Origin of the sequence: Microvirga subterranea, assembly GCF_003350535.1 — a bacterium.
In the GTDB taxonomy this organism is placed as follows: Bacteria; Pseudomonadota; Alphaproteobacteria; order Rhizobiales; family Beijerinckiaceae; genus Microvirga; species Microvirga subterranea.
The window spans coordinates 1-22,051 of the sequence record NZ_QQBB01000016.1; the positions used below are offsets into that span (position 1 = coordinate 1).

Genomic DNA, 22,051 nt, shown 5'->3' on the forward strand with positions numbered 1-22,051 from the left:
GACTGGCGCAGGGACTGGCTGATCTCGGAGCGCTCCGAGCCGGCCACGTCGCTAAAGCGGGTCGAGGTGAACTGGTCGCCGTCGCGGACCTCGAAACGGTAGATGTCGGTGGTGGGGTTGTAGTTGAACGAGTAGGCGTACTCGGACGAGACCATGAAGTCATAGTTGTCGAGCTTGAACGTGTCGTTGTCGTAGGTGGTGGGTTTCCACTGCGATGCGGTAAAGGTCATGCGTTTGCCCCTTCATGAACCCTCTCTGAATGGAGGGTATTGATGAAGTATCTATTTCGTTTTTCGTGTTTGGATCTTCTCCGTAGAGACGTAGTTCTTGATTAAGAAGAAGATCCTTTTGTCGAATGTGCTTTAATATTTTTGATGAGCACGGAAAGTTCGATACACACGTGCCAGAGATTGAGTCTTGTGATCTGAGGACAGGTCTTTGCGATTTCGCGCCAGCTTGGCCATGCCTTGCTGAACTATGTCAGAACCTTGTCCAGAGGCTGAAAAGACTGTGTCACGTGCTTGGCCTGAATGAGGCTCGACGCGGAACTACTCCCAATGGAGTAGCCCAAAGAGTCGTTCACGGATGAGTGATTCGCACCGGCAAGCCGCAACAGCCCATGCGGAGGGTGTCGCGAACCGTATCCAACCAAGCTGACGACGGAGGCCACCGGGCGGAGCCTCGACGTGCTCCATCCGGTGTTCGTGATGCAAAGAATTCAGAAGGCTGCGCGACTGAGCCCCTCAGTAGTCGCAGACCTGAACGCGGCGAATGAAGACCCGCCCCCACTGATCCACAACACGGCGGCGAACCAAGTAGCAGTCTCCTCCGTAGGTCGCACCGTAATAGGGATAGCTGTAATCGTACGGATAGCCGTAGTTGTAGGGATAGCTGAGCGCCCCGATCGCCAGTCCGGCCGCCAGCGCCCCCCCGTAATAGTAGGGATAGCCCCAGCCGCGGCGATAGTAGCCGTAGTAGGGATAGCGCCAGCCGTAAGCGCCCCGGTAGTAGGGATACGGCCTGTATCCAGGGCCCCGCCAGCCATAGGCGCCAATCGCCGGGCGATAGCCGATCCCGGGGCGTGCGATGGCCGCCGCACCGAAGCCGGGGCTCACGAGTTCGGCCGTGCGCCAGCCATAGGCAGGTCCTGGACGGAAGCCGCCGATTGTTCCGGCCCGGAAGCCGCCCATCGGTGCTCCGATCCCTCTGAAACCGCCAAAGCCGCCCACGCGTCCTATGCCGCCTATGCCGCCCATACCTCCTATCCGCCCTATACCGACGCCGCCTCCGGGGAAACCACCCCGGAACCCGCGCTGCGCGGCGGCATCCCCTGGCACCAGAAGAGCGCCTGCCGCGAGGGCGCCAAGTGCAATCAGAAGCCTGCCCATCGCCATCCTCCATCTCACCGATCCGGGAACAGCTTGATCCCGGTCGGGGCGGCGTGAACTGACTAAAATCAAGCAAGATGAAATCCTTGGCGGGCATCTCAGAGACAGGACCGAGTTTCACGCGGGGATGTCGCTTTATCCCAACCTGCCTAGCTCCTGCGGATAATTCCGGTACATTGCCATGCTTGGGGTGCCGTGCATCGCAAGGGGAGGACGTCGCGTGTCGAAAGCCTGCACTCGTTCGCCGGCCGAGCACTCCCGCTCCCTCCCCCATCTCGGGCTGGGGCTAAGCCTCGCAATCGCGATCTCCCTGGGTGCCTGCGCTGGTGTGCGGGGCGTCATGGTCCCGGTGAGCGGGAGCGTTCCCGGCACCAGCACGGTCGACATGCTCGTGGCCACGACGCGCGAAAGGACGAATCCGGCCGAGATGTTCTCGGGCGACCGTGGGCCGGCCCTGGCATTCGCCAACATCACGGTGTCCATTCCTCCCGACCAGGTACGGCAGGTCGGCGAGGTGCAGTGGCCACGGCAGGTGCCCGGCAACCCCGCGACCGACTTCGTGACGCTCAAGGCAGACGTCGTCGACCGGGATCAGGCGCTCGCCTGGTTTCATCGCACGGTGCGGACGATTCCGAAGAGGCAGGTTCTAGTCTTCATCCACGGCTTCAACAACCGCTTCGAGGACGCGGTCTACCGGTTTGCGCAGATCGTTCACGATTCCGGCGCGCCCGTTGTGCCGATCCTGTTCACCTGGCCTTCCCGCGGAAGCGTGCTGGCCTAACGGCTACGACCGGGAGAGCACTGCCTATTCGCGCAACGCCCTCGAAAGCCTTCTCAAGGGCATCGCCCGGGATCCGTCGGTCGGGGAGATTTCCGTCCTGGCCCATTCGATGGGCAACTCCCTGGCGCTCGAGACCTTGCGCCAGATGGCAATCCGTGACGGACGGGTGACGCCGAAGGTCCGCAACGTCCTCCTGGCCGCCCCGGACGTGGATGTTGACCTCGCGCGGGAAGCGATCATCGACATGGGCCCGAGAGCGAACCGACCGTCCTTCACCCTGTTCGTCTCGCAGGACGACCGGGCGCTTGCCGTCTCCCGGCGGGTGTGGGGCAGTTCGGCACGGCTCGGTGCCATCAACCCGGATCAGGAGCCTTACCGCACGCAGCTCGAGCAAGCGAACGTAACCGTCCTCGACCTCACCAAGCTGCGCGCGGGAGACCCTCTCAATCACGGCAAGTTCGCCGAGAGCCCCGAGGTCGTCCAGCTCATCGGAAAGCGCCTTGCCGAGGGCCAGACGGTGACGGATTCCCGCGTCGGATTGGGAGACCGCATCATCCAGGTGACGGCAGGAGCCGCCACGGCCGTTGGAACCGCTGCGGGACTTGCGGTCTCCGCGCCGGTTGCGGTCGTCGACCCGCAGACGCGCCAGACCCTCGGCGAGCATGTGGAGGATCTGGGCCAATCCGTCTCCGGCGCCATCGCTCCCTGAAGGCCGAACTTAACCATCACCTCGTCCGTTCGATGCGGGTGGGCTATCGATTTGAACGTGCTGCGTTATGTAGATGATCCTGATGATGTCCCGGACGGAGCATGTTGGGCCACCCCTCCTCCTCGGCCCGGGACGGGCCTCGTCGGCGAGAGCCGGCTCTGATCGGATGCGGAATGACTTCCTTCTTCTCGCCCTATCGGCATGACTTCACCCGTATCGCTTCCTGCGTTCCGCGGATCGAGGTGGCGAACCCGAGCTTCAACGTCGACAGGACGCTCGAACTTCTGCACCAGGGGCATGACGAGCGCATCGCTCTCATGGTCTTCCCGGAACTCGGGCTGTCGGCCTACGCGATCGACGACCTTCTGCACCAGGATGCCCTGCTGGAGGCGGTCGAGAGCGGGATCTCCCGCCTGGCGGCGGAGAGCTCCAACCTCTTCCCCGCCTTCGTGGTCGGGGCTCCCTTGCGTGCGGGCGACCGGCTCTACAACTCCGCCGTGGTGATCCATGCGGGCCGCATCCTCGGGGTCGTCCCGAAGGCCTATCTGCCCAACTACCGCGAATTCTACGAGCGCCGGCACTTCGCCCCCGGGGCCCAGATCCGCGGGCAGGAGATTGCCGTCGCGGGAATCCAGGTTCCCTTCGGCGTCGACCTTCTGTTCCGGTCGGCCGGCAGCTGCGCCTTCACGTTCCATGTGGAGGTCTGCGAGGACATGTGGGTGCCCCAGCCGCCGAGCACGGCGGCGGCCCTGGCAGGGGCCGAGGTTCTCCTCAACCTCTCGGCCAGCAACATCACCATCGGCAAGGCAGAGGACCGGCGCCTGCTCTGCGGCTCCCAGTCCATGCGCTGCGTCGCGGCCTATGCGTATTCGGCCGCGGGCCCCGGCGAGTCGACGACCGATCTCGCCTGGGACGGCCATGGGGGCATCTTCGAGGACGGCTTGCGTCTTGCAGAGACGGACCGCTTTCCGTCGGGCTCCACCATGGCGGTGGCCGATGTCGATTTGGGCCGCCTGCGCCAGGAGCGGATGCGGCGCGTCACCTTCGGGGACTGCGCCCGCGTGCTCGGCGTCACCGCAAGCGACTTCCGGACCATCACCCTTGCCATCGATGCGCCCGCCGAGGCGCTTCCTCTGCGGCGGCCGATCGAACGGTATCCCTATGTCCCGTCGGATCCGGCCAAACTCGCCGAGAACTGTTACGAGGCCTACAACATCCAGGTCCAGGGATTGGCGAAGCGCCTCCAGGCGACGCGCACCGAGAAGGTCGTCATTGGCGTGTCCGGCGGTCTCGACTCGACCCAGGCCCTCCTCGTGTGCTGCCGCGTCATGGACAAGATCGGGCTGCCGCGGACCAACATCCTTGCCTATACGCTACCGGGCTTCGCCACGAGCGAAGGCACGAAGGGCAATGCCTGGGCCCTGATGCGGGCGCTCGGCGTCAGCGCGTCCGAGATCGACATCCGCCCGGCGGCGCGCCAGATGCTAGAGGATCTGGGCCATCCCTTCGCCGGCGGAGAGCCGGTCTACGACGTCACGTTCGAGAACGTCCAGGCGGGCCTGCGGACCGACTACCTGTTCCGCCTCGCCAATCATCACCGCGGCATCGTGGTCGGGACGGGGGACCTGTCCGAGCTGGGGCTCGGCTGGTGCACCTACGGCGTCGGGGACCAGATGTCCCACTACAACGTCAACGCGTCGGTGTCGAAGACCCTGATCCAGCACCTGATCCGCTTCGTAGCCGCCTCGGGCGACGTCGATCGGACCACGGCCGACCTCCTTCATGCGATCCTGGCGACGGAGATCTCGCCCGAACTCGTGCCGCAGGACGCATCAGGCCAGATCCAGTCGACTGAGGCGATGATTGGTCCTTACGCGCTTCAGGACTTCAACCTCTATTATCTGACCCGCTTCGGCTTTCGCCCGTCGAAGATCGCCTATCTGTCCTGGCATGCCTGGAAGGATGCGAAGGCTGGAACATGGCCCCCGAACATTCCCGAGAGCGCGCATCGCTCCTACGATCTCGCCGAGATCAAGCACTGGCTGAGGGTTTTCCTGGGACGCTTCTTCACCAGCCAGTTCAAGCGCACCGCCATGCCGAACGGCCCCAAGATCTCCTCCGGCGGATCCCTGTCTCCACGCGGCGACTGGCGCGCCCCGTCCGATGCGGGGCCGGCGGTCTGGCTGGCCGAGCTCGAGAGCGGGGTTCCGGACGCCGAGATGCCGTGACCATGGAATGATTCCGCTCCCTGCGCGATGCAAGAGGGGAGCAACCCGTGGCTCCTTAGCCCGAGACGGCCGCCCCGTCTCGGGCGTAGCGGCGGGCGAGGACCGCTCCCACCAGGATCTGGATCTGGTTGTAGAACATGACCGGCAGCACGATCATGCCGAAGCCCGGCGCTGTGGCGAACAGAACCTTGGCCAGCGGCAGCCCGGACGCCAAGCTCTTCTTCGAGCCGCAGAACACCGCAGCGATCTCGTCGCCCCTGGAGAAGCCGAAGCGGCGCGCGATGAAGCCCGTGACGGTCAACACGACCATCAGCAGCACCAGGCACAGCGCCGCCGTAAGCGCCACACTGGCCGGCGGGAGCCGAGACCACAGACCGTCGACCACGGATTGCGAGAACGCCGCATAAACGATCAGCAGGATGACTCCTTGGTCGAACTGGCCGATCCGGTGCTCATGTCGGGCCATGATACCGGCCAGATACGGACGGGCGAGCTGACCAGCCGCGAAGGGGACCAGAAGCTGGAGGACCACGTCGCTCAGGGCTTTGGCAAGGTCGAAGCCCCCCTCGACGGACGTTCGGGTCAGCAGCGACAGCAGAACCGGCGTCAGCAGCAGGCCGAAGACGTTCGAGGCGGCCGAGCTGCAGATTGCGGCCGGAACATTGCCCTTCGCCATGGCCGTGAACGCAATGGACGATGACACTGCCGATGGCAGCGCCGCCAAGTAGATGAAGCCGAGGAGCAGATCGGCCGGCATCCAGGTCAGCGGCAGCGCGCTGAACGGCAGCACCGCCACCGGGAACACGACGAATGTGATCGCGAAGATGAAGAGGTGCAGCCGCCATTGGACGAGTCCCTCGATCACCACCTCCCGCGGGAGGGCTGCGCCGTGAACGAAAAACAGCAGCGCTATGCCGAGGATCCCCAGGCCATCGAGGATTTCGGCACCTACACCCTGGGCTGGGAGGACACTGGCCACGGCGACGGCCGCCATGATCAGCAGGAGAAACGGATCGATCTTGTGCATGGTCGGTTCCTGTTGGGATGTAGGGCCAGCGACGGGGGCTCAGCGATGCGGCCGCACCGAGGGCTGCTCTGGTGTGGGACCGCCATGGCGATGGCGATCCTGCATGCGTGCCGAATGAAGCGGCGTCCTCGCCAAGAGGGGCACCGCGCTGAGCATCGCCAGACCGGCGACCGATGCAGCGGGCACCGTCAGGGCCAACGGGCCGACAGCTGCGTGCAAGATCGCGCCGGCGGCGGCTCCGGCCACGAGCGCGCCCCACTGGAGCGCGTGGGCCGCCAGGAGCCGGGGACCGGCCGCGCCGAGAAGGGCCTGGCCCAAAGCCTTTCCCAAGCTCACCAGCGTTCCGGTGATAAACGTTGCGCCTAACCGCATTCCGTTCACCGGCTGCAGGACTGTGTTCTGCACGCCCATAGCGCCCACGACCGGAAGGATCGAGGTGGCGATGGTCCATCCGGAGCCGGCCAGAAGAGCCGCCCCCGCCAGGAACAGGGCCTCCAGCAGCAGGACGGCCGGAAAGGCCCATTTTCCCGCAACTTTGGCCAGGATCGTTCCCAGCGTGACCCCGCCCACGAACGAGGCGATCATGACCAAGCCTTGATGGACTGCATCCCAGTGGCCATCGCCCAGCCCAACGCCGAGAGACACGCTGGCGCCGCTCATGAAGGAGGCGAACAAGCCCCCGAGGCCGATATATCCGATGGCGTCGACAAAGCCGGCCACCGCCGTCAGCAACCCGCCCAGGACCATCCGGGTGAGCAGGCTCGTTGTGACCTGCTCACCCGAATCCAGGCCATCTGCGGCTTCGGTCTCCGCCCTGGCACGGCTCACAGGACGCGGAAGAGGCTATCGATGATGATCCAGATGAACATTGGGTAGATCGATAGCCCCAGGAGGGTGCCGATGAGGCGGCCTAGGCGAACAGCTGGGTCATGGGTGGGCTCATGGCCGAAAAACCGGTCTGCGATCATGGCTATCATCAGGCATCCTCCTCTGCTTACCCGGCCCATCCGGGCTTTCGCGCCGGAGCCGAACCTGCTACATAGGCCGGATCGCGATTGGTCTAAAAATTGGTATGGAGCCTATGGCGGGCACGCGCCTGACGACGGACGAGGCCACCCGGCGGCTTCGTGCTCACCTGCGGCAGCGGGCATACGGTCCGCAGGACAAGCTGGAACCGGAGCGGGTTCTGGCGCCGAAGATCGGCTGCAGCCGCGAGACCCTGAGGGCGGCACTCGATGTGCTGGAGAAGGAGGGCCTGATCTGGCGACACGTGGGCCAGGGAACCTTCGTGGGACCGCGTCCGGCCCATGAGACGATCCGGCCGTCCGTGCTCGCCGAGATGGCTTCGCCGGCTGACGTGCTCGACGCCCGGCTCCTGATCGAGCCGCCCATCGCAGGCGAGGCGGCGCTGCGCGCGACCGCCGACCAGATCGCCCTCCTCCGCGGCCATGCGCTCCGGAGCAGCGAGGCGCCCGACTGGCAATCCTACGAGCAGGCGGACGATGCCTTCCACAAAGGGATTGCCCGGATCACCGGCAATCCTCTGTTGATCGCCTTCCTGGATGTCCTGTCGTCGGTGCGCGGGCGCGCCCGCTGGCAGCGGCAGCACGACCTCGCCTTTCGACGAGCCCGCAAGAAGGAGTATGCGGCACACCAGGGGCGCATGCACCTGGCCATCGTCGAGGCCATTGCGGCAAGAGACCCGAAGTCCGCACGGCAGGCCATGTTCGACCACCTGAGCGCCATCAGGGCCATCATGGTCCACGACGCAGTCGACTAGAGCATCGGATCGATCCCACAAGTGCAAGTCCACTTTTGAGTCCGATGCTTTAGGCCAAGAGCCCATTCGACCTCGCTCGCGCGACGGGTGACCGAACGCGCCCGGCCTCATGGAGAACGATGCCGCGACAGGCTCGTCCAAATCCACCCGTACATACGGCGGGCGCTCGACGTGGGTGAGCCGCAGCCCTCTTCATCCGGGTGAGGCATGAGGCGTTTTGTCCTTGAAGGCCTGACGCAGCGAGGTCGGCCGAGCCGCCTTGACTTAGGTCAACTCACATCCAATATTTCAGAAAATTCTGAAATTTCGGAATCGCTATGAACCTCCCTCCTCTCGTTCAAACCTTCGTGCTGCATTTCGGCGAGATGGGCTCCCGCTGGGGCATCAACCGCACAGTGGGCCAGATCTACGCCCTGCTGTACCTCTCGAAGGAGCCGCTGAACGCCGAGGACATCGTCGAGCGGCTTGGCGTCTCCCGCTCCAACGTCAGCATGGGCCTCAAGGAGCTTCAGGCCTGGAACCTGGTCCGGCTCCAGCACAAGCCAAGCGACCGGCGCGACTACTTCTCGACCCCGGACGACATCTGGCAGATCGTCCGCACGCTGGTCGAAGAGCGCAAGAAGCGGGAGATCGATCCGACCATGACCCTCCTGCGCGAGGTGCTCATGCAGGAGCCCGCCAGCGCAGAGGAGCGCCATGCTCAGGACCGCATGCGCGAGATGCACGACCTCTTCGAGCTTCTCACCGGTTGGTACGCCGACGTGCAGCGGCTCGACACCGAGCGTCTCGTCCAGCTCCTGACGCTGGGCTCGAAGGTTCAAAAGATCCTGGAGATGAAGGACCGCCTCTTTGTCGTGCCGGGATCGAAGAAGAGCCGCCGCGACGACGCCAAGGAAAAGTAAAGATGTTCGACCAGTTCGACGCGCTGCTCCTGGCGCGTTTCCAGTTCGCGTTCACGGTGTCCTTCCACTTCATCTTCCCGTCGTTCTCCATCGGTCTGGCGAGCTATCTCGCCGTATTGGAGGGGCTGTGGCTATGGACCGGGCGCGAGGTCTACCTCAACCTGTTCAAGTACTGGCTCAAGATCTTCGCCCTGGCGTTCGCCATGGGCGTGGTCTCGGGCATCGTCATGTCCTACCAGTTCGGCACCAACTGGGCGGTGTTCTCCGACAAGGCCGGGCCCGTGATCGGGCCGCTGATGGCCTACGAGGTCATGACCGCGTTCTTCCTGGAAGCGGGCTTCCTCGGCATCATGTTGTTCGGTATGGGGCGTGTGGGGCGCAAGCTGCACTTCGCCGCGACCCTCGCGGTCGCTATCGGCACCTTCATCTCGGCCTTCTGGATCCTCTCCGCCAACTCCTGGATGCAGACCCCGGTCGGCTATGGAATCAACGAGGCCGGGCAGTTCGTGCCGGAGGATTGGTGGGCGATCATCTTCAACCCGTCGTTCCCCTATCGCCTCGTCCACACGGTGCTTGCCGCCTATCTCACCACCGCCCTCGTGGTCGGGGGCGTCGGTGCATGGCATCTCCTGCGCGAGCGCACCAACAAGGGTGCACGGGTGATGTTCTCGATGGCCATGGGCATGATTTCGCTCGTCGCACCGCTCCAGATCCTCGCCGGCGACATGCATGGCCTCAACACGCTGGAGCACCAGCCCGCCAAGGTCATGGCCATGGAGGGCCATTTCGAGAGTCATCCGGACGGCGCGCCGCTGATCCTGTTCGGCATCCCCGACCAGGAGGCCGGCACGGTGCGCAACGCCATCGCGATCCCCAAGGCGTCCTCGCTCATCCTCAAGCACGACCTCGACGCACCCATGGACGGACTCGACACGGTCGACCGCGCCAACTGGCCCTACGTGCCGGTGGTGTTCTGGTCGTTCCGCATCATGGTCGGCCTGGGCTTCGCGATGCTGGCTCTCGGGGCATTCAGCCTCCTCGCCCGGTGGCGCGGCAAGCTCTACGAATGGCGCCCGCTGCACCGGCTGGCGCTCGTGATGGGCCCGTCGGGCTTCGTCGCCGTCATTGCCGGCTGGGTCACCACGGAGGTCGGGCGGCAGCCCTTCACCGTCTACGGCCTGCTCAAGACCGCGGCCTCGGCCTCGCCGCTCGAAGCCCCGGCAGTGGCCGCTTCGCTGCTGACCTTCATCATCGTTTACTTCATCGTGTTCGGAGCAGGCACCGGGTACATCCTGAAGCTCATGGCCAAGCCGCCCCATCGTGGCGAGACTGGACCCCAGGCCGGGCCCGACCATCCCATCCGCACCGCCGGCATCACCCCGGCTCCGTCGGTCGATCCGGCTCGCACCCTCGGGGTGGAGGCCTGAACCATGGAAACCCTCTTCGATCTTCCCACCCTCTGGGCCTTTGTCATCGCGTTTGCCGTCTTCGCCTACGTCGTGATGGACGGCTTCGATCTGGGTATCGGCATCCTGTTTCCGTTCTTCGCGCCCGGCCCGGAGCGTGACAGCGCCATGAACTCGGTCGCGCCTGTCTGGGACGGCAACGAGACCTGGCTGGTGCTGGGCGGCGGCGGACTGATGGCGGCCTTTCCCCTCGCCTACGCGATCATCCTGCCGGCCCTGTACGCACCGATCATCGCCATGGTGCTGGCGCTGATATTCCGCGGCGTGGCCTTCGAGTTCCGCTGGCGCGATCCTGGCCACCGCCGCTACTGGGACGTTGCCTTCACGACGGGCTCGGTTGTGGCGACGCTCGCGCAAGGCATCACGCTCGGCGCGCTCCTTCAGGGCATTGTGGTCGAGGGGCGCTCATACGCGGGCGGCTGGTGGGACTGGCTCACGCCCTTCAGCCTGCTGGTCGGGGTCAGTCTCGTGATCGGCTACGCGCTTCTCGGTGCGACCTGGCTGGTGATGAAGACCGAAGGCGCGGTCCAGGACCACAGCTTCCGCCTCGCCGGCAAGCTCGCCCTAGGGATGATCGTCTGCATCGGCCTCGTGAGCGCGGCGACGCCGTTTCTCAGCGGTGCCTATTACGAGCGCTGGTTCGCATGGCCGCAGGTGCTGTTCACCGCGCAAGTACCGCTGCTGGTCGGCCTCTGCTCGGGAACACTGCTGGTGGGTTTGGTGCGCCGATGGGAGTATTGGCCGTTCCTGCTGACGCTGGCGCTGTTCGCCCTGTGCCTGCTCGGGCTCGGCATCAGCATGTTCCCGCACGTGGTGCCGAACGCCGTCACCATCCATGAAGCGGCGGCGCCGCATGCCAGCCTCGAGTTCATGCTGGTCGGCGCGAGCGTGCTGATCCCGATCATCCTCGCCTACACGGGATATGCGTATTGGGTGTTCCGCGGCAAGATCGGGCACGAGGGCTATCACTGATGATCGACGAACTCGAACAGGGCTCCACTCTGCGCCGCTGGCTGTGGTTCGTCGCCCTCTGGGCTGCAGGCGTCGGCACGACAGGTGCCGTCAGCCTCGTCATCAGGTTCTGGCTGACATGACGACCGGGAATCCCCGAACGGCCGCAGCATTGCAACGCGCGACATGGACACACCTCATCTCTTACGGGAAAAATTGCAAAACCTGAACAACACAGTTCCGCCACAAACCAGGGTAGATTGACCTTGGCAATGAGCGGGAGAGAGCCAGCGCGCTGGCCGCCGAAGGAGCAACTGCCCCGGAAACTCTCAGGCACCCCGGACCGCTTGTTGGTGCAACACTCTGAAAAGCGGAGCGTCCCGCTCCCGCCCACGGTGTAAGTCGCGGCCGATCATGCCGGCTGCGATGAAGCTCTCAGGCCAATGACAGAGGGGGCTCGCGCGCAATCCGCGTGCGGAGCCTTTCCGGAGCCTGAATGATGCATTCCCCACCGAATTCTCGCGCGCACCGACGCAGGGCCTTGCCGGCCAGTGCACCCCCGCCCCTTGACCGACAGCACCTTCCGTAGGCCGCTGCAACCCGTCGCCACGTGAACCCGTCTCCGTTCGCCTGCGCGCAGCACCGGCTGCGCGGATTCGCGCTCGCGCTGCCCAGATACTTTGCGGCGCTGCGGGCGAACGCGCGGATGTCACCCCCTCCACTTCTCTTGAAAAGCAAGCTCATCCCCATGTCTCCTTTCCGTTTCGCTTCCCGCCGTTCCTCGTCCACGCACCTTGCGGTCACCGGCATCACGTTGCTGGCGCTGACACTGGCAGGCTGCGTCTCGACGCATGCGCCTCAGGATGCCGAGCTCAAGGCCCCGCATCCGATCTACGTCGCGATGTACGGACCGCTGCCGAACGAGAGGTTTCCCCTCCCGGCGACCGACATCTCGACCGTCGACCCGCAGTTCCTCAGGCAGGAGGTCGCCTACGACACCGCGGAGCGGCCCGGCACCATCGTGGTCGACACAGCCGATCGCCACCTGTACCTCGTGCGGGAAAACGGCCGCGCAATCCGCTACGGCATCGGCGTGGGCGCCGAGGGCATGAAATGGGCTGGGCGGGCGCAGGTGGGCCGCAAGGCGGAATGGCCCCGCTGGACGCCCACAGCCGCGATGATCAAGCGGGATCCCGAGCGCAACCGGCCCTGGGCGAACGGCATGCCGCCGGGACCGAACAATCCCCTCGGACCGCGGGCGCTCTACCTGTTCCAGGACGGCCGGGACACCTTGTACCGGATCCACGGCACCACCGAGCCCGACACCATCGGAGAGGCGGTGTCGAGCGGCTGCATCCGCATGCTCAATCCGGATATCCTCGACCTGTACAGCCGCGTCCCCGTCGGAGCCCCCGTCGTCGTTCTCCCGGACACGCGGACGGCCAGTGCCGGCGCGGAGGAATTGATCTGACCGCCCAGCCTTGGCTCCGGGCGCTTATCAGCGTCCGGCAGCTCCGTGCCGGTTTCCTCGCCGGCCGGCACATTGAAACCGCAGTTTCGGGTGAAGCTGATGACGGGACAAGCCCGCCGGCGAGCCTAAGATGGAATTGAGAAAACCGCCTCCCGAGCCCATCCGTCTGCGCGAGCGCAGGGTTGTCCGGCGGCCGGTGCGCAGACCGACGCCGATCCTGATCTCCACCACGGCATGGCGCCTCATCCTGCTCGGTTTGGCTGCCCTGCTGGCGCTGGTCCTTTGGGCGGTGCCCATCGTGCCGGCGGTGGCGCTGGCCGGCTTCGCGGTCGCGCTCGTGCTCTCGTTCCCGGTACAGCTGTTCACGGCGGCAGTTCCGCGCGGCATAGCCATTCTGCTGTCGTTCCTGATCCTGCTCGCCGTGCTGCTCCTGGTAGCCTACATTCTCCTGCCGCTGATCGTGTCGCAGGCCGGCGCCCTCGTGGCCGCCTTGCCCAATCTTGTCCAGAACCTGGAGCAATACCTGGTCCGGGCGCTGCGGGCTCTCGATGCCCGCGACCTGCTGCCGGATACGCCGGAGGCCGTCGCGGCCCGCCTGACGGAGGATTTCCGGAACAGCCTTGGGGCGGTCGCCAACAACGTGCTCGGCCACACGGTGGGGATCATCTTCGGCACCTTCAGCTGGGCGCTCACCCTGTTCGCCGTGATCTTCATCGCCGCCTCGCTCCTCGCCAACGTGCGCTCGTTCAAGGCGGCCTATCTCACCAGCGTGCCGGGGCACTACCGGCACGATGCGTTGGAATTCTGGGACGCGCTCGGCAATGCCCTGTCGCGCTATCTCGGCGGCCTCGGACTGGTCCTGGCGATCCAGGGCATCCTCTCGGCCCTGGGGCTCTTCCTGATCGGGGTGCCCTACGCGCTCGCGCTCGGCGCCTGGGTCTCGATCACGGCGGTCATTCCTTACCTCGGAGCGTGGCTCGGGGCGATCCCAGCATTGCTGGTGGCGTTCTCGATCTCGTCGACCGCGGCCGTCCTGACCGGAATCCTGTTCCTGGCGATCCAGCAGCTGGAGGGCAATGTGCTGACGCCCCGCATCCAGGCGCAGACCATCAAGGTGCCGTCGGTCCTCGTTTTCCTGGGCGTTCTGGCAGGCGGATCCCTGGCCGGCATCACGGGCGTGCTTCTTGCGGTGCCGACGCTCGCGACCGTCCGCGTGATCTTCGATTTCTTCCGGGTCAGGCTCCGAACCGAATAGGGGTTCGGAAGGGGTATCTCATGGCGGGCGACATTCGCCCGCCGAACAATGCGTCAGAAACGTCCCGATCAGTCTGGCAGGAGACGGTCCCAGGATTTTTAGATCAAGCCGACGCGCTGCAGCCGGAGGGTGACATCCGACCGATAGGACACCGATGTATTTTTACTGAGCCGCGCCCTTGCATCGAGGGGTCCATGTCAACCATATTGGGCGACATAAGCCTCAACGTCGGAGTTTCGCGCGCGCTCCCCAGCCCGGAAGGAGACCACCCAATCCATGTCTAGTGGCCTGCCCCTCCTGGCCATCGTCGCCCTTCCTTTCATCGGGAGCCTCGTTGCCGCCTTCCTCCGTCAGGACGCCAGGAACGGCGCTGCCTTCCTGGCCGGAGCGGTGGCCCTCTGCGGTACCGCCCTGACGGCCTTGCAGTATCCGGCTGTTAGTCACGGCGGGGTCCTGCACTTCGGCATCGAGTGGCTGCCGACCCTCGGCCTCGACTTCACCTTGCGCATGGACGGCTTCACCTGGCTGTTCGCCATGCTGGTCACCGGCATCGGCTTCCTGGTCGCACTTTATGCGCGCTATTACATGTCGCCCGCCGACCCGGTGCCGCGCTTCTTCGCGTTCCTGCTCGCCTTCATGGGCGCCATGCTGGGCATCGTCCTGTCCGGCAACCTCATCCAGCTGGTCTTCTTCTGGGAACTCACCAGTCTCTTCTCCTTCCTCCTGATCGGCTACTGGCACCACAACCCCGGCGCCCGCGACGGCGCGCGTTTGGCCCTGACGGTCACGGCCACGGGCGGGCTGTGCCTGCTCGTCGGTGTCCTGCTGATCGGCCACATCGTCGGCAGCTACGATCTGGATGTGGTGCTGGCTTCGGGGAACAAAATCCGTGGCAGCTCTCTCTATCTTCCGGCCTTGATCCTGGTCCTGCTGGGAGCCCTGACGAAGAGCGCGCAGTTTCCGTTCCACTTCTGGCTTCCGCACGCCATGGCCGCGCCCACGCCGGTCTCGGCCTATCTCCACTCGGCCACGATGGTGAAGGCCGGCGTATTCCTGCTCACCCTTCTCTGGCCGGTTTTGGCGGGGACGGAAGCCTGGTTCTACATCGTGGTGTCGGCCGGGCTCTGCACCCTGGTCCTCGGGGCCTATGCGGCCATTTTCCAGCAGGACCTGAAGGGTCTGCTGGCCTATTCCACCATCAGCCACCTTGGCCTGATCACGATCCTGCTTGGGCTCAGCAGCCCGCTCGCGACCGTCGCGGCGGTCTTCCACACCATCAACCACGCCACCTTCAAGGCGTCGCTGTTCATGGCGGCCGGCATCATCGACCACGAGACCGGCACCCGCGACATCCGGCGCCTGAGCGGCCTGTTCCGCTTCATGCCGATCACCGCCACCCTGGCGATGGTCGCCGCCGCCGCCATGGCGGGCGTGCCGCTCCTCAACGGCTTTCTGTCCAAGGAGATGTTCTTCGCCGAGGCGGCGGCCTTCCACGTCGACTCGATGCTCGACCATTCGCTGCCTTGGTTCGCCATGCTGTTCAGCGCCTTCAGCGTCGCCTACTCCCTGCGGTTCATCCATGGCGTGTTCTTCGGCCCGCCCGCGACCGACCTGCCGCGCAAGCCGCATGAGCCGCCGCATTGGATGCGCTTTCCGGTCGAGTTCCTCGTCCTGGCATGCCTGCTCGTCGGCGTCCTCCCGGCGCTGACCATCAAGCCCTTTCTCGCGACGGCAGTGCGCTCCGTCCTGGGCCCCGATACCCCATATTACAGTCTGGCGGTGTGGCACGGCTTCAACGAGCCCCTGCTCATGAGCGTGATCGCGCTCTGCGGCGGCGTGATCCTGTACTGGCTGCTGCAGGGATATCTCGCGAAAGGCATCGACGGCCCTCCCATCGTGCGCCGCCTCAAGGGCCAGCGCATCTTCGAACGCGTGCTCGTCACCCTGTCCTGGAAATGGGCGCGGTCCTTGGAACGCGTTTTCGGCACTCAGCGGCTTCAACCGCAGCTGCGCCTGCTGGTAGCGTTTGCGGTGATCGCGGCGCTCTGGCCGCTCTATCGTCACGGGCTTGAGCCAGGCTCCCGGCCAGCCACGGGCTTCGACCCTGCCTTCCTCCTGCTCTGGATCGTCGGGGGTCTGTGCGCCATCGGTGCGGCCTATCAGGCCAAGTATCACCGGCTCGCAGCCATGGTCATGATGGGTGGTGCCGGCCTCGTCACGTGCATCACCTTCGTGTGGTTCTCGGCGCCCGACCTCGCCATCACTCAGCTCCTCGTCGAGATCGTCACGACGGTGCTGATCCTCCTCGGATTGCGCTGGCTGCCGAAGCGGATCGAAACGGCGGGTGAAGGCCTGTCGGCCTCGTTTCAGGCGAGAGTGCGTCGGGCACGGGATCTGATGCTGGCCGTAGCGGCCGGAACGGGGATGGCCCTGGTCGTTTATGCGATGCTCACGCGTCCGCTCCCCCAAACCATCTCGCGCTACTTCGTCGAGAACGCCTATGCAGAGGGCGGCGGCCGCAACATCGTCAACGTCATCCTGGTCGACTTCCGCGGCTTCGATACCTTCGGCGAGATTGTGGTGCTCGCCGTGGTGGCGATCACGGTCTTCTCGCTCCTGCGCCGCTTCCGTCCGGCGCCGGAAAGCGTTGAGGCGCCGGAGCAGCAGCGCGTGCAGGATGCCTATGACAGGGCCATTCCCAGCCGCACGGAGGGCGACACCCTCGCCGACTACCTCACGATTCCTGCGGTGATCATGCAATGGCTGTTCCCGGTGATCGGGATCGTCGCGATCTACCTGTTCCTGCGCGGCCATGACCTGCCGGGCGGAGGCTTCGCGGCCGGGGTCACGATGTCGGTCGCTCTCGTCCTGCAATACATGGCGGGCGGAACGCGATGGATCGAGGCGCGGCTGCGGATCCTTCCGATGAGCTGGACGGGCCTCGGCCTGCTCTGTGCGGCTTTCACCGGAATGGGCGCATGGCTGTTCGGCCATCCGTTCCTGACGTCCTATTTCCAATACCTGGACCTGCCCGTCATCGGCAAGATCCCGGCCGCCACCGCGCTGCTGTTCGACCTGGGCGTCTTCGCGGTCGTCGTGGGCGCCACGGTGCTCATCCTCATCGCCCTCGCTCACCAGTCGATCCGCCGCCCGAAGCCCGCGCCGGTTCCTGCCGCCGAGAAGGAGAATGCATGATTGAGCTCATCTTCGCGCTCGCGGTCGGCATTCTGACCGCCTCTGGAGTGTGGCTTCTGCTACGCCCGCGCACGTTCCAGGTCATCATCGGGCTGTCCCTGCTGTCCTATGCGGTGAACCTGTTCATCTTCGGCATGGGCAGGCTGCGGATCGGATCCCCTCCGGTCCTGCAGAATCCCGAGGTGGTCGACCCGGCGCTCTACACCGATCCACTGCCCCAGGCGCTGGTCCTCACCGCCATCGTCATCAGCTTCGCGATGACGGCCCTGTTCCTCGTTGTCCTGCTCGCCTCGCGCGGCCTGACGGGCACCGACCACGTAGACGGCCGTGAGGACGCGCAATGACAGGCGCGCTCGACCACCTGATCATCGTCCCGATCCTGCTGCCGCTCGTCTCCGGCGCGGTGATGCTGCTCCTCGATGAGCGGCTCCGCACGATCAAGGCCGCCATCGGGGTCGCAACGACGATCGCCCTGCTGATCGTGTCGATCATGCTGCTCCGCATGGCAGACATGATGCCGCCGGGATCCGGCGTGAGGACGTACGAGCTCGGCAACTGGCCGGCTCCGTACGGCATCGTGCTCGTGCTGGATCGGCTCGCGGCCCTGATGCTCGTGCTGACGAGCGTGCTGGGCCTCACGACATTGCTGTATTCGCTCGCGCGGTGGCACCGTGCGGGGCCGCGGTTCCACACCATCTTCCAGCTTCAACTCATGGGGCTCAACGGCGCCTTTCTGACCGGAGACCTGTTCAACCTCTTCGTGTTCTTCGAGGTGCTGCTGGCGGCGTCCTACGGCCTCGTTCTGCACGGGGACGGGGTCGGACGGGTCAGGGCGGGCCTTGCCTACATCGCCATCAACCTGACAGGATCGTTTCTCTTCCTCATCGGTGCCAGTCTGGCATATGGCGTTACCGGCACCCTCAACATGGCGGACCTCGCCCATCGCATTCCGGCCCTAGCGCCGGGCGATGCGGCGCTGTTCGCCGCCGCGGCGGCGGTTCTCGGCACCGCCTTCCTGATGAAGGCAGGGGCCTGGCCGCTCAACTTCTGGCTCCCGACGACCTATGCGGCCTCCTCTGCGCCGGCCGCCGCCATCTTTGCCATCATGAGCAAATTAGGCGTCTACGTGATCCTGCGCCTGTGGACGCTGGTGTTCGGCCCGGACGCAGGATCCCTCGCGGGGTTCGGCGGCGAATGGCTGCTGATCGGCGGCATGCTGACCATGGTGTTCGGCACCATCGGAGTTCTGGCCTCGCAGACCCTGTCGCGGCTCGCCGGATGCAGCGTCCTCATCTCGTCGGGAACGGTGCTCGCCGCCATCGGCACTGGCGGCGGCGCAGTCATCGGCTCGGCCCTGTTCTATCTCGTCAGCTCCACTTTGGGCATTGCTGCGCTGTTCCTGCTCGTCGAGTTGGTTGAGCGCCTGCGTGGCCCCGGTGCTGACGTCCTGGCCGTGACCATGGAAGCCTATGGCGAGGCTGAAGACGAGAGCGACGACAAGGAGATCGGCGTGGCCATCCCGGCTACGGTGGCCCTCCTGGGCGGCAGCTTCATCGCCTGCGCCCTGCTCCTGGCCGGCCTTCCGCCCCTGTCCGGCTTCATCGGCAAGTTCGGCATGATGGCGGCGATGCTGCGGTCGGACGGCGGCACGGTCCAGGTCTCGACCTGGCTTCTGATCGGCCTGCTGACGGTGTCGGGCCTGGCGACGCTGATTGCCATGACCAGGACCGGGATCAACAGCTTCTGGGCTCGCATGGACGACAGCGTCCCCCGGGTACGCATCATCGAGATGGCTCCCGTGCTCGCCCTGCTGCTGATCTGCCTCGGCCTCACCGTCGGCGGCGGCCCCGCCATGCGCTACATGGAGGCGACCACGCAGGCTCTCCGGACTCCGCAGGACTACGTGACGGGCGTGCTGTCGGCACAGAGGCCCGGGTCGAATGGTGCGGAGGTTCGCCCATGAGCTGGCTTCTGCCCTACCCTCTCCTGTCCGCTGTCCTGCTCGTCCTATGGCTCCTGCTGAACCAGAGCATGTCGCCCGGTCATCTGATGCTGGGAAGCGTGCTCGCCGTCTTGGCCTCCTGGGCCATGGCGGCGCTTCGGCCCGAGAAGCCGCGCATCCGCCGCCCCGGCGCGGCCTTGCGCCTTCTCGGCATGGTGGTGACCGACATCCTCCGCTCGAACCTCGCGGTCGGGCAGATCATCCTGCGCTCCCGGGAGCCGGGGATGAATGCAGGCTTCATGACCATCCCGCTCGACCTGCGCGACCGCCACGGGCTTGCCGTCCTATCCATCATCATCACCTCGACCCCCGGCACGATCTGGGTGAACTATGACGCCGCCAAGGGCACCCTGCTGCTGCACGTCCTCGACTTGGTCGACGAGACGGTGTGGATCCGCACGATCAAGGACCGTTATGAGCGGCGGCTGATGGAGATCTTCGAATGAGCGCCATCGTAATCTTCGGATGGGCCATCACCAGCGCTCAGATCATGCTCGGCATGGCGATGTGCTGCGCCACCTACCGTCTCGTTGTCGGTCCGCGGGCGCAGGATCGCATCCTGGGGCTGGATACCCTCTACGTGAACGCGATGCTGATGCTCGTCACGTTCGGCATTCGCACGGGCAGCAGCCTGTACTTCGAGGCGGCGCTGATCATTGGCCTCCTCGGGTTCGTAGCGACTGTGGCGCTTGCCAAGTTCCTCATGCGCGGCGAGGTGATCGAATGAGTGCCGCAGCGAATCTGCCCGCCTGGGCCGCGCTGCTGACGGCCGTCCTCGTGCTCGTCGGAGCGGCCGTCACGCTGATCGGGTCGCTCGGGCTCCTGCGGTTGGGAAACTTCTATGCGCGCGTCCATGCGCCCACGCTCGGAACCACGGCAGGAATGGCAAGCATCCTGGCCGGATCCGCACTCTGCTTCAGCCTTCTCGAGGCGCGGCCGGTCGTCCACGAGATCCTGATTGCCGTGTTCGTCACCCTGACCACGCCGGTGACCTTGATGCTGCTCGTCCGGGCTGCGCTCTACCGCGACCGGACGGAGGGCAGCCGGGACGTTCCGGCAGCCGAAGCGGCAGAGGAGCTTACTCCTCGGAGATAGGGACCGGGCCGAAAGGAGCGTATGCATGACCGATGCACCCGGACGGCAATCCCGCCAAGACCGGCGAAAGGATGCCGATCTGATGTTCTGGTACTGGCTTCCCTTGGTCGGAGCCTCGTTTGGTATCCTCGGCTGGTTGAGCGGCTCCTAGCCGACAGGCTTCCGGAGCCGTACGCCAGGGCCGGCCTCGTCGGATGGGATCAGAAGCGCTCCCCCACGCTCCAAGGCCGCCACGACTTGAGCAGCCGTCGCGGGATGGAGGTGATGGCGGCCATTCTCGAAATCGCGAATGGTGCTCCGCGAAACATCCGCCCGTTCGGCGAGCTCCTCCTGTGTCCAGTTCAGCAGGCCACGGGCGGCGCGGCATTGTTCGGGAGACAATAGCGGCATTCAGGATGCTCTCGCACAGGCGACGCCCGGTCGCCCATTATGGTTGAACTTAGGGCATCGGCGCGGTCGGGCAAGCAGACCGATGCTGACCGCCTACTCCCTTCGCGTACGCGCCTGCACTGCCCGCAACCTTGCAATCGCGGGCAACAGGGCTATCTTGATGGTGTCATGATGACGTTCGCGAAATATCTTCGCCTTCTGGCGCACGCGGGCTGCCTAAAAGCAGGCAGGTAAGCCCCAGGGGCCGGCCCGACCAGCAGTGGTCGCCGACGCTCCGGGGCATCCAATCGCTCATACGATCATTGATGCGCCGCTGAGGCGCGCGCCGGACCGTCACGCCCGCCCTGTAGGAACGTGCGTCAGCGCGTCCGGCAGTTGACCGCTTCGAGGAGATTTCCATGAACGCGCAACATCGTCTTCCGCCAATTACCCTCGCGACCAGCGACTACAACCGCCTGCTGTTCACCGCGATGATCCGACAGAACCAGGACCGCCCGACACCGGACTTCCTGCTCAAGGAACTGCGTCGCGCGGACGTTTGCCATCCGGCGGCACTGCCGGAGGATGTCGTCTCGACGAACTGCCGGGTGATCTACCGCATCGACGACGAGCCGAAGTCGCGTGCGCACCTGCTCGTCCACTCGGAGGACCTGACCTGGCCCGGTGCGGAGATCTCTGTGACCACGCCGCTGGGAACGGCGCTCCTGGGCCTGCGCGTCGGCGATCGCATGTCGTTCGTGGAGGATGGCAGGATTCATGAGGTGTACGTAGAGGACATCGGCATCCGCTTCCTGGACGATGGTTCGACGGTGACGCGCACCCCTGGCGGCATCACGTGGACATGAGGCGAAGAGAGACCGTGATCAAGCAAGAAACCCTTCCGCCGCTGACGATCTCGACGGGTGACTACGACAGGCTCGCCTTCCTCGCATCGTTCGGCCTGAGCAATCAACGGGACCGCCCGGCCGCGGCGATGCTCGCCAATGAGCTGATCCGGGCCATGGTCCTGACACCACGGGCCATTCCGCCGTTCGTTGCCACGATGCACTCACGGCTGGAGTTCCGTGATGACGTCACCTGGACTGTCCGGCGCGCCATGCTGGTTTATCCTGATGAGGATAGCAGGGAAGCGGATTGTGTCTGCGTGCTGTCGCCGGAAGGCGCAGCGCTGATCGGCCTCAGCGAGGGTCAGTCGATCACGTGGCGGACGCCCGAGGGATGGCGGAGCCTGACGCTCCTGCGCGTCCTTCATCAGCCGCATGGACGCTTCGTCGAACCATGGAGGGAACTGTCATGACGGACCAGGTGCTGTCCTCCATCGTGCTCATTCTGGCCTGCTTCCTTGTCTACCAGGCAGTCATCCGTTCAGGCGCCCCGCGCCCCGACGATCACGAGGCTTGAGAATGAACGT

The 22,051-nt window shown here is 65.3% G+C and carries 22 protein-coding genes, 1 pseudogene and 1 riboswitch; of the genes and pseudogenes, 17 read left to right on the forward strand and 6 right to left on the reverse strand.

The annotated features are described in order from the left end of the window. Positions 1-230, reverse strand: a 230-nt coding sequence (locus DES45_RS22785; RefSeq protein ID WP_147282485.1) for a hypothetical protein, incomplete at its 3' end; no start/stop codon positions are given. A 513-nt stretch (positions 231-743) separates the two neighbouring features. Next, entirely contained in the window at positions 744-1,190 is a 447-nt protein-coding gene (locus tag DES45_RS22790; RefSeq protein ID WP_114772946.1) for a hypothetical protein, read from the reverse strand. Between the two features lie 538 nt (positions 1,191-1,728). On the opposite strand from DES45_RS22790, the pseudogene DES45_RS22795 reads away from it, so the two are divergent. Together DES45_RS22795 and DES45_RS22800 are read left to right on the forward strand one after the other, a co-directional pair. Continuing rightward, positions 1,729-2,878, forward strand: a pseudogene (locus DES45_RS22795) (alpha/beta hydrolase). Between the two features lie 173 nt (positions 2,879-3,051). After that, on the forward strand, positions 3,052-5,106 hold the full coding sequence (locus DES45_RS22800) for an NAD(+) synthase (RefSeq protein WP_114772948.1): 2,055 nt from the start codon (positions 3,052-3,054) through the stop codon (positions 5,104-5,106). A gap of 55 nt (positions 5,107-5,161) precedes the next feature. On the opposite strand, the gene DES45_RS22805 is transcribed toward DES45_RS22800, so the two are convergent. From DES45_RS22805 to DES45_RS25310, 3 genes are read right to left on the reverse strand one after another with little or no spacing between them, the layout of a single operon-like run. Continuing rightward, positions 5,162-6,133, reverse strand: coding sequence for a bile acid:sodium symporter family protein (locus DES45_RS22805; protein WP_114772950.1), 972 nt, complete (start codon positions 6,131-6,133; stop codon positions 5,162-5,164). A 39-nt stretch (positions 6,134-6,172) separates the two neighbouring features. Further along, positions 6,173-6,961, reverse strand: a complete 789-nt coding sequence (locus DES45_RS22810; RefSeq protein ID WP_245571849.1) for a YoaK family protein — start codon at positions 6,959-6,961, stop codon at positions 6,173-6,175. After that, complete coding sequence (locus DES45_RS25310; RefSeq protein WP_170151612.1) at positions 6,958-7,110, reverse strand: hypothetical protein; 153 nt, start codon at positions 7,108-7,110, stop codon at positions 6,958-6,960. Before DES45_RS25310 ends, DES45_RS22810 begins: the two co-directional genes overlap by 4 nt. Before the next feature lie 104 nt (positions 7,111-7,214). Here DES45_RS25310 and DES45_RS22815 point away from each other — a divergent pair, with 104 nt between their 5' ends. The 13 genes from DES45_RS22815 to mnhG all read left to right on the forward strand — a co-directional run bounded on the left by DES45_RS22815 (position 7,215) and on the right by mnhG (position 20,250). After that, a complete protein-coding gene (locus DES45_RS22815) occupies positions 7,215-7,913 on the forward strand; it encodes a FadR/GntR family transcriptional regulator (RefSeq protein WP_114772953.1) in 699 nt (232 codons plus the stop codon). A 317-nt stretch (positions 7,914-8,230) separates the two neighbouring features. Beyond that, on the forward strand, positions 8,231-8,815 hold the full coding sequence (locus tag DES45_RS22820; protein ID WP_114772955.1) for a GbsR/MarR family transcriptional regulator: 585 nt from the start codon (positions 8,231-8,233) through the stop codon (positions 8,813-8,815). Between the two features lie 2 nt (positions 8,816-8,817). Then, positions 8,818-10,242 (forward strand): cytochrome ubiquinol oxidase subunit I, encoded by a 1,425-nt coding sequence (locus tag DES45_RS22825; RefSeq protein ID WP_114772957.1) that lies wholly within the window; start codon positions 8,818-8,820, stop codon positions 10,240-10,242. 3 nt (positions 10,243-10,245) lie between these two features. Then, on the forward strand, positions 10,246-11,253 hold the full coding sequence (gene cydB / locus DES45_RS22830; protein WP_114772959.1) for a cytochrome d ubiquinol oxidase subunit II: 1,008 nt from the start codon (positions 10,246-10,248) through the stop codon (positions 11,251-11,253). After that, on the forward strand, positions 11,253-11,375 hold the full coding sequence (locus DES45_RS25465) for a DUF2474 domain-containing protein (protein WP_210210264.1): 123 nt from the start codon (positions 11,253-11,255) through the stop codon (positions 11,373-11,375). Before cydB ends, DES45_RS25465 begins: the two co-directional genes overlap by 1 nt. Positions 11,376-11,499: 124 nt before the next feature. Further along, positions 11,500-11,588: riboswitch (glycine riboswitch) on the forward strand. 392 nt (positions 11,589-11,980) lie between these two features. Further along, positions 11,981-12,703, forward strand: coding sequence for a L,D-transpeptidase (locus tag DES45_RS22835; RefSeq protein WP_114772961.1), 723 nt, complete (start codon positions 11,981-11,983; stop codon positions 12,701-12,703). Positions 12,704-12,833: 130 nt separating this feature from the next. Further along, positions 12,834-13,958, forward strand: a complete 1,125-nt coding sequence (locus DES45_RS22840; RefSeq protein ID WP_114772963.1) for an AI-2E family transporter — start codon at positions 12,834-12,836, stop codon at positions 13,956-13,958. Between the two features lie 276 nt (positions 13,959-14,234). Next, the gene (locus DES45_RS22845; protein ID WP_114772965.1) at positions 14,235-17,153 is read left to right on the forward strand and encodes a monovalent cation/H+ antiporter subunit A; all 2,919 of its coding nucleotides are present in this window, start codon (positions 14,235-14,237) and stop codon (positions 17,151-17,153) included. Continuing rightward, positions 17,153-17,497 (forward strand): Na+/H+ antiporter subunit C, encoded by a 345-nt coding sequence (locus DES45_RS22850; protein ID WP_114773029.1) that lies wholly within the window; start codon positions 17,153-17,155, stop codon positions 17,495-17,497. The genes DES45_RS22845 and DES45_RS22850 overlap by 1 nt, the downstream gene beginning before the upstream one ends. Further along, positions 17,494-19,116, forward strand: coding sequence for a monovalent cation/H+ antiporter subunit D (locus DES45_RS22855; protein ID WP_114772967.1), 1,623 nt, complete (start codon positions 17,494-17,496; stop codon positions 19,114-19,116). The genes DES45_RS22850 and DES45_RS22855 overlap by 4 nt, the downstream gene beginning before the upstream one ends. Beyond that, positions 19,113-19,601, forward strand: coding sequence for a Na+/H+ antiporter subunit E (locus DES45_RS22860; RefSeq protein ID WP_114772969.1), 489 nt, complete (start codon positions 19,113-19,115; stop codon positions 19,599-19,601). The genes DES45_RS22855 and DES45_RS22860 overlap by 4 nt, the downstream gene beginning before the upstream one ends. Then, positions 19,598-19,882: a K+/H+ antiporter subunit F gene (locus DES45_RS22865; protein WP_114772971.1), complete on the forward strand. Its 285-nt coding sequence runs from the start codon at positions 19,598-19,600 to the stop codon at positions 19,880-19,882. The genes DES45_RS22860 and DES45_RS22865 overlap by 4 nt, the downstream gene beginning before the upstream one ends. Next, positions 19,879-20,250 (forward strand): monovalent cation/H(+) antiporter subunit G, encoded by a 372-nt coding sequence (mnhG, locus tag DES45_RS22870; protein ID WP_114772973.1) that lies wholly within the window; start codon positions 19,879-19,881, stop codon positions 20,248-20,250. The genes DES45_RS22865 and mnhG overlap by 4 nt, the downstream gene beginning before the upstream one ends. Before the next feature lie 147 nt (positions 20,251-20,397). On the opposite strand, the gene DES45_RS22875 is transcribed toward mnhG, so the two are convergent. Continuing rightward, complete coding sequence (locus DES45_RS22875; protein WP_114772975.1) at positions 20,398-20,640, reverse strand: helix-turn-helix transcriptional regulator; 243 nt, start codon at positions 20,638-20,640, stop codon at positions 20,398-20,400. A 398-nt stretch (positions 20,641-21,038) separates the two neighbouring features. On the opposite strand from DES45_RS22875, the gene DES45_RS22880 reads away from it, so the two are divergent. Next, the gene (locus DES45_RS22880; RefSeq protein WP_114772977.1) at positions 21,039-21,485 is read left to right on the forward strand and encodes a GreA/GreB family elongation factor; all 447 of its coding nucleotides are present in this window, start codon (positions 21,039-21,041) and stop codon (positions 21,483-21,485) included. Further along, the gene (locus DES45_RS22885; protein ID WP_210271952.1) at positions 21,482-21,937 is read left to right on the forward strand and encodes a GreA/GreB family elongation factor; all 456 of its coding nucleotides are present in this window, start codon (positions 21,482-21,484) and stop codon (positions 21,935-21,937) included. The genes DES45_RS22880 and DES45_RS22885 overlap by 4 nt, the downstream gene beginning before the upstream one ends. Positions 21,938-22,051: the final 114 nt, after the last annotated feature.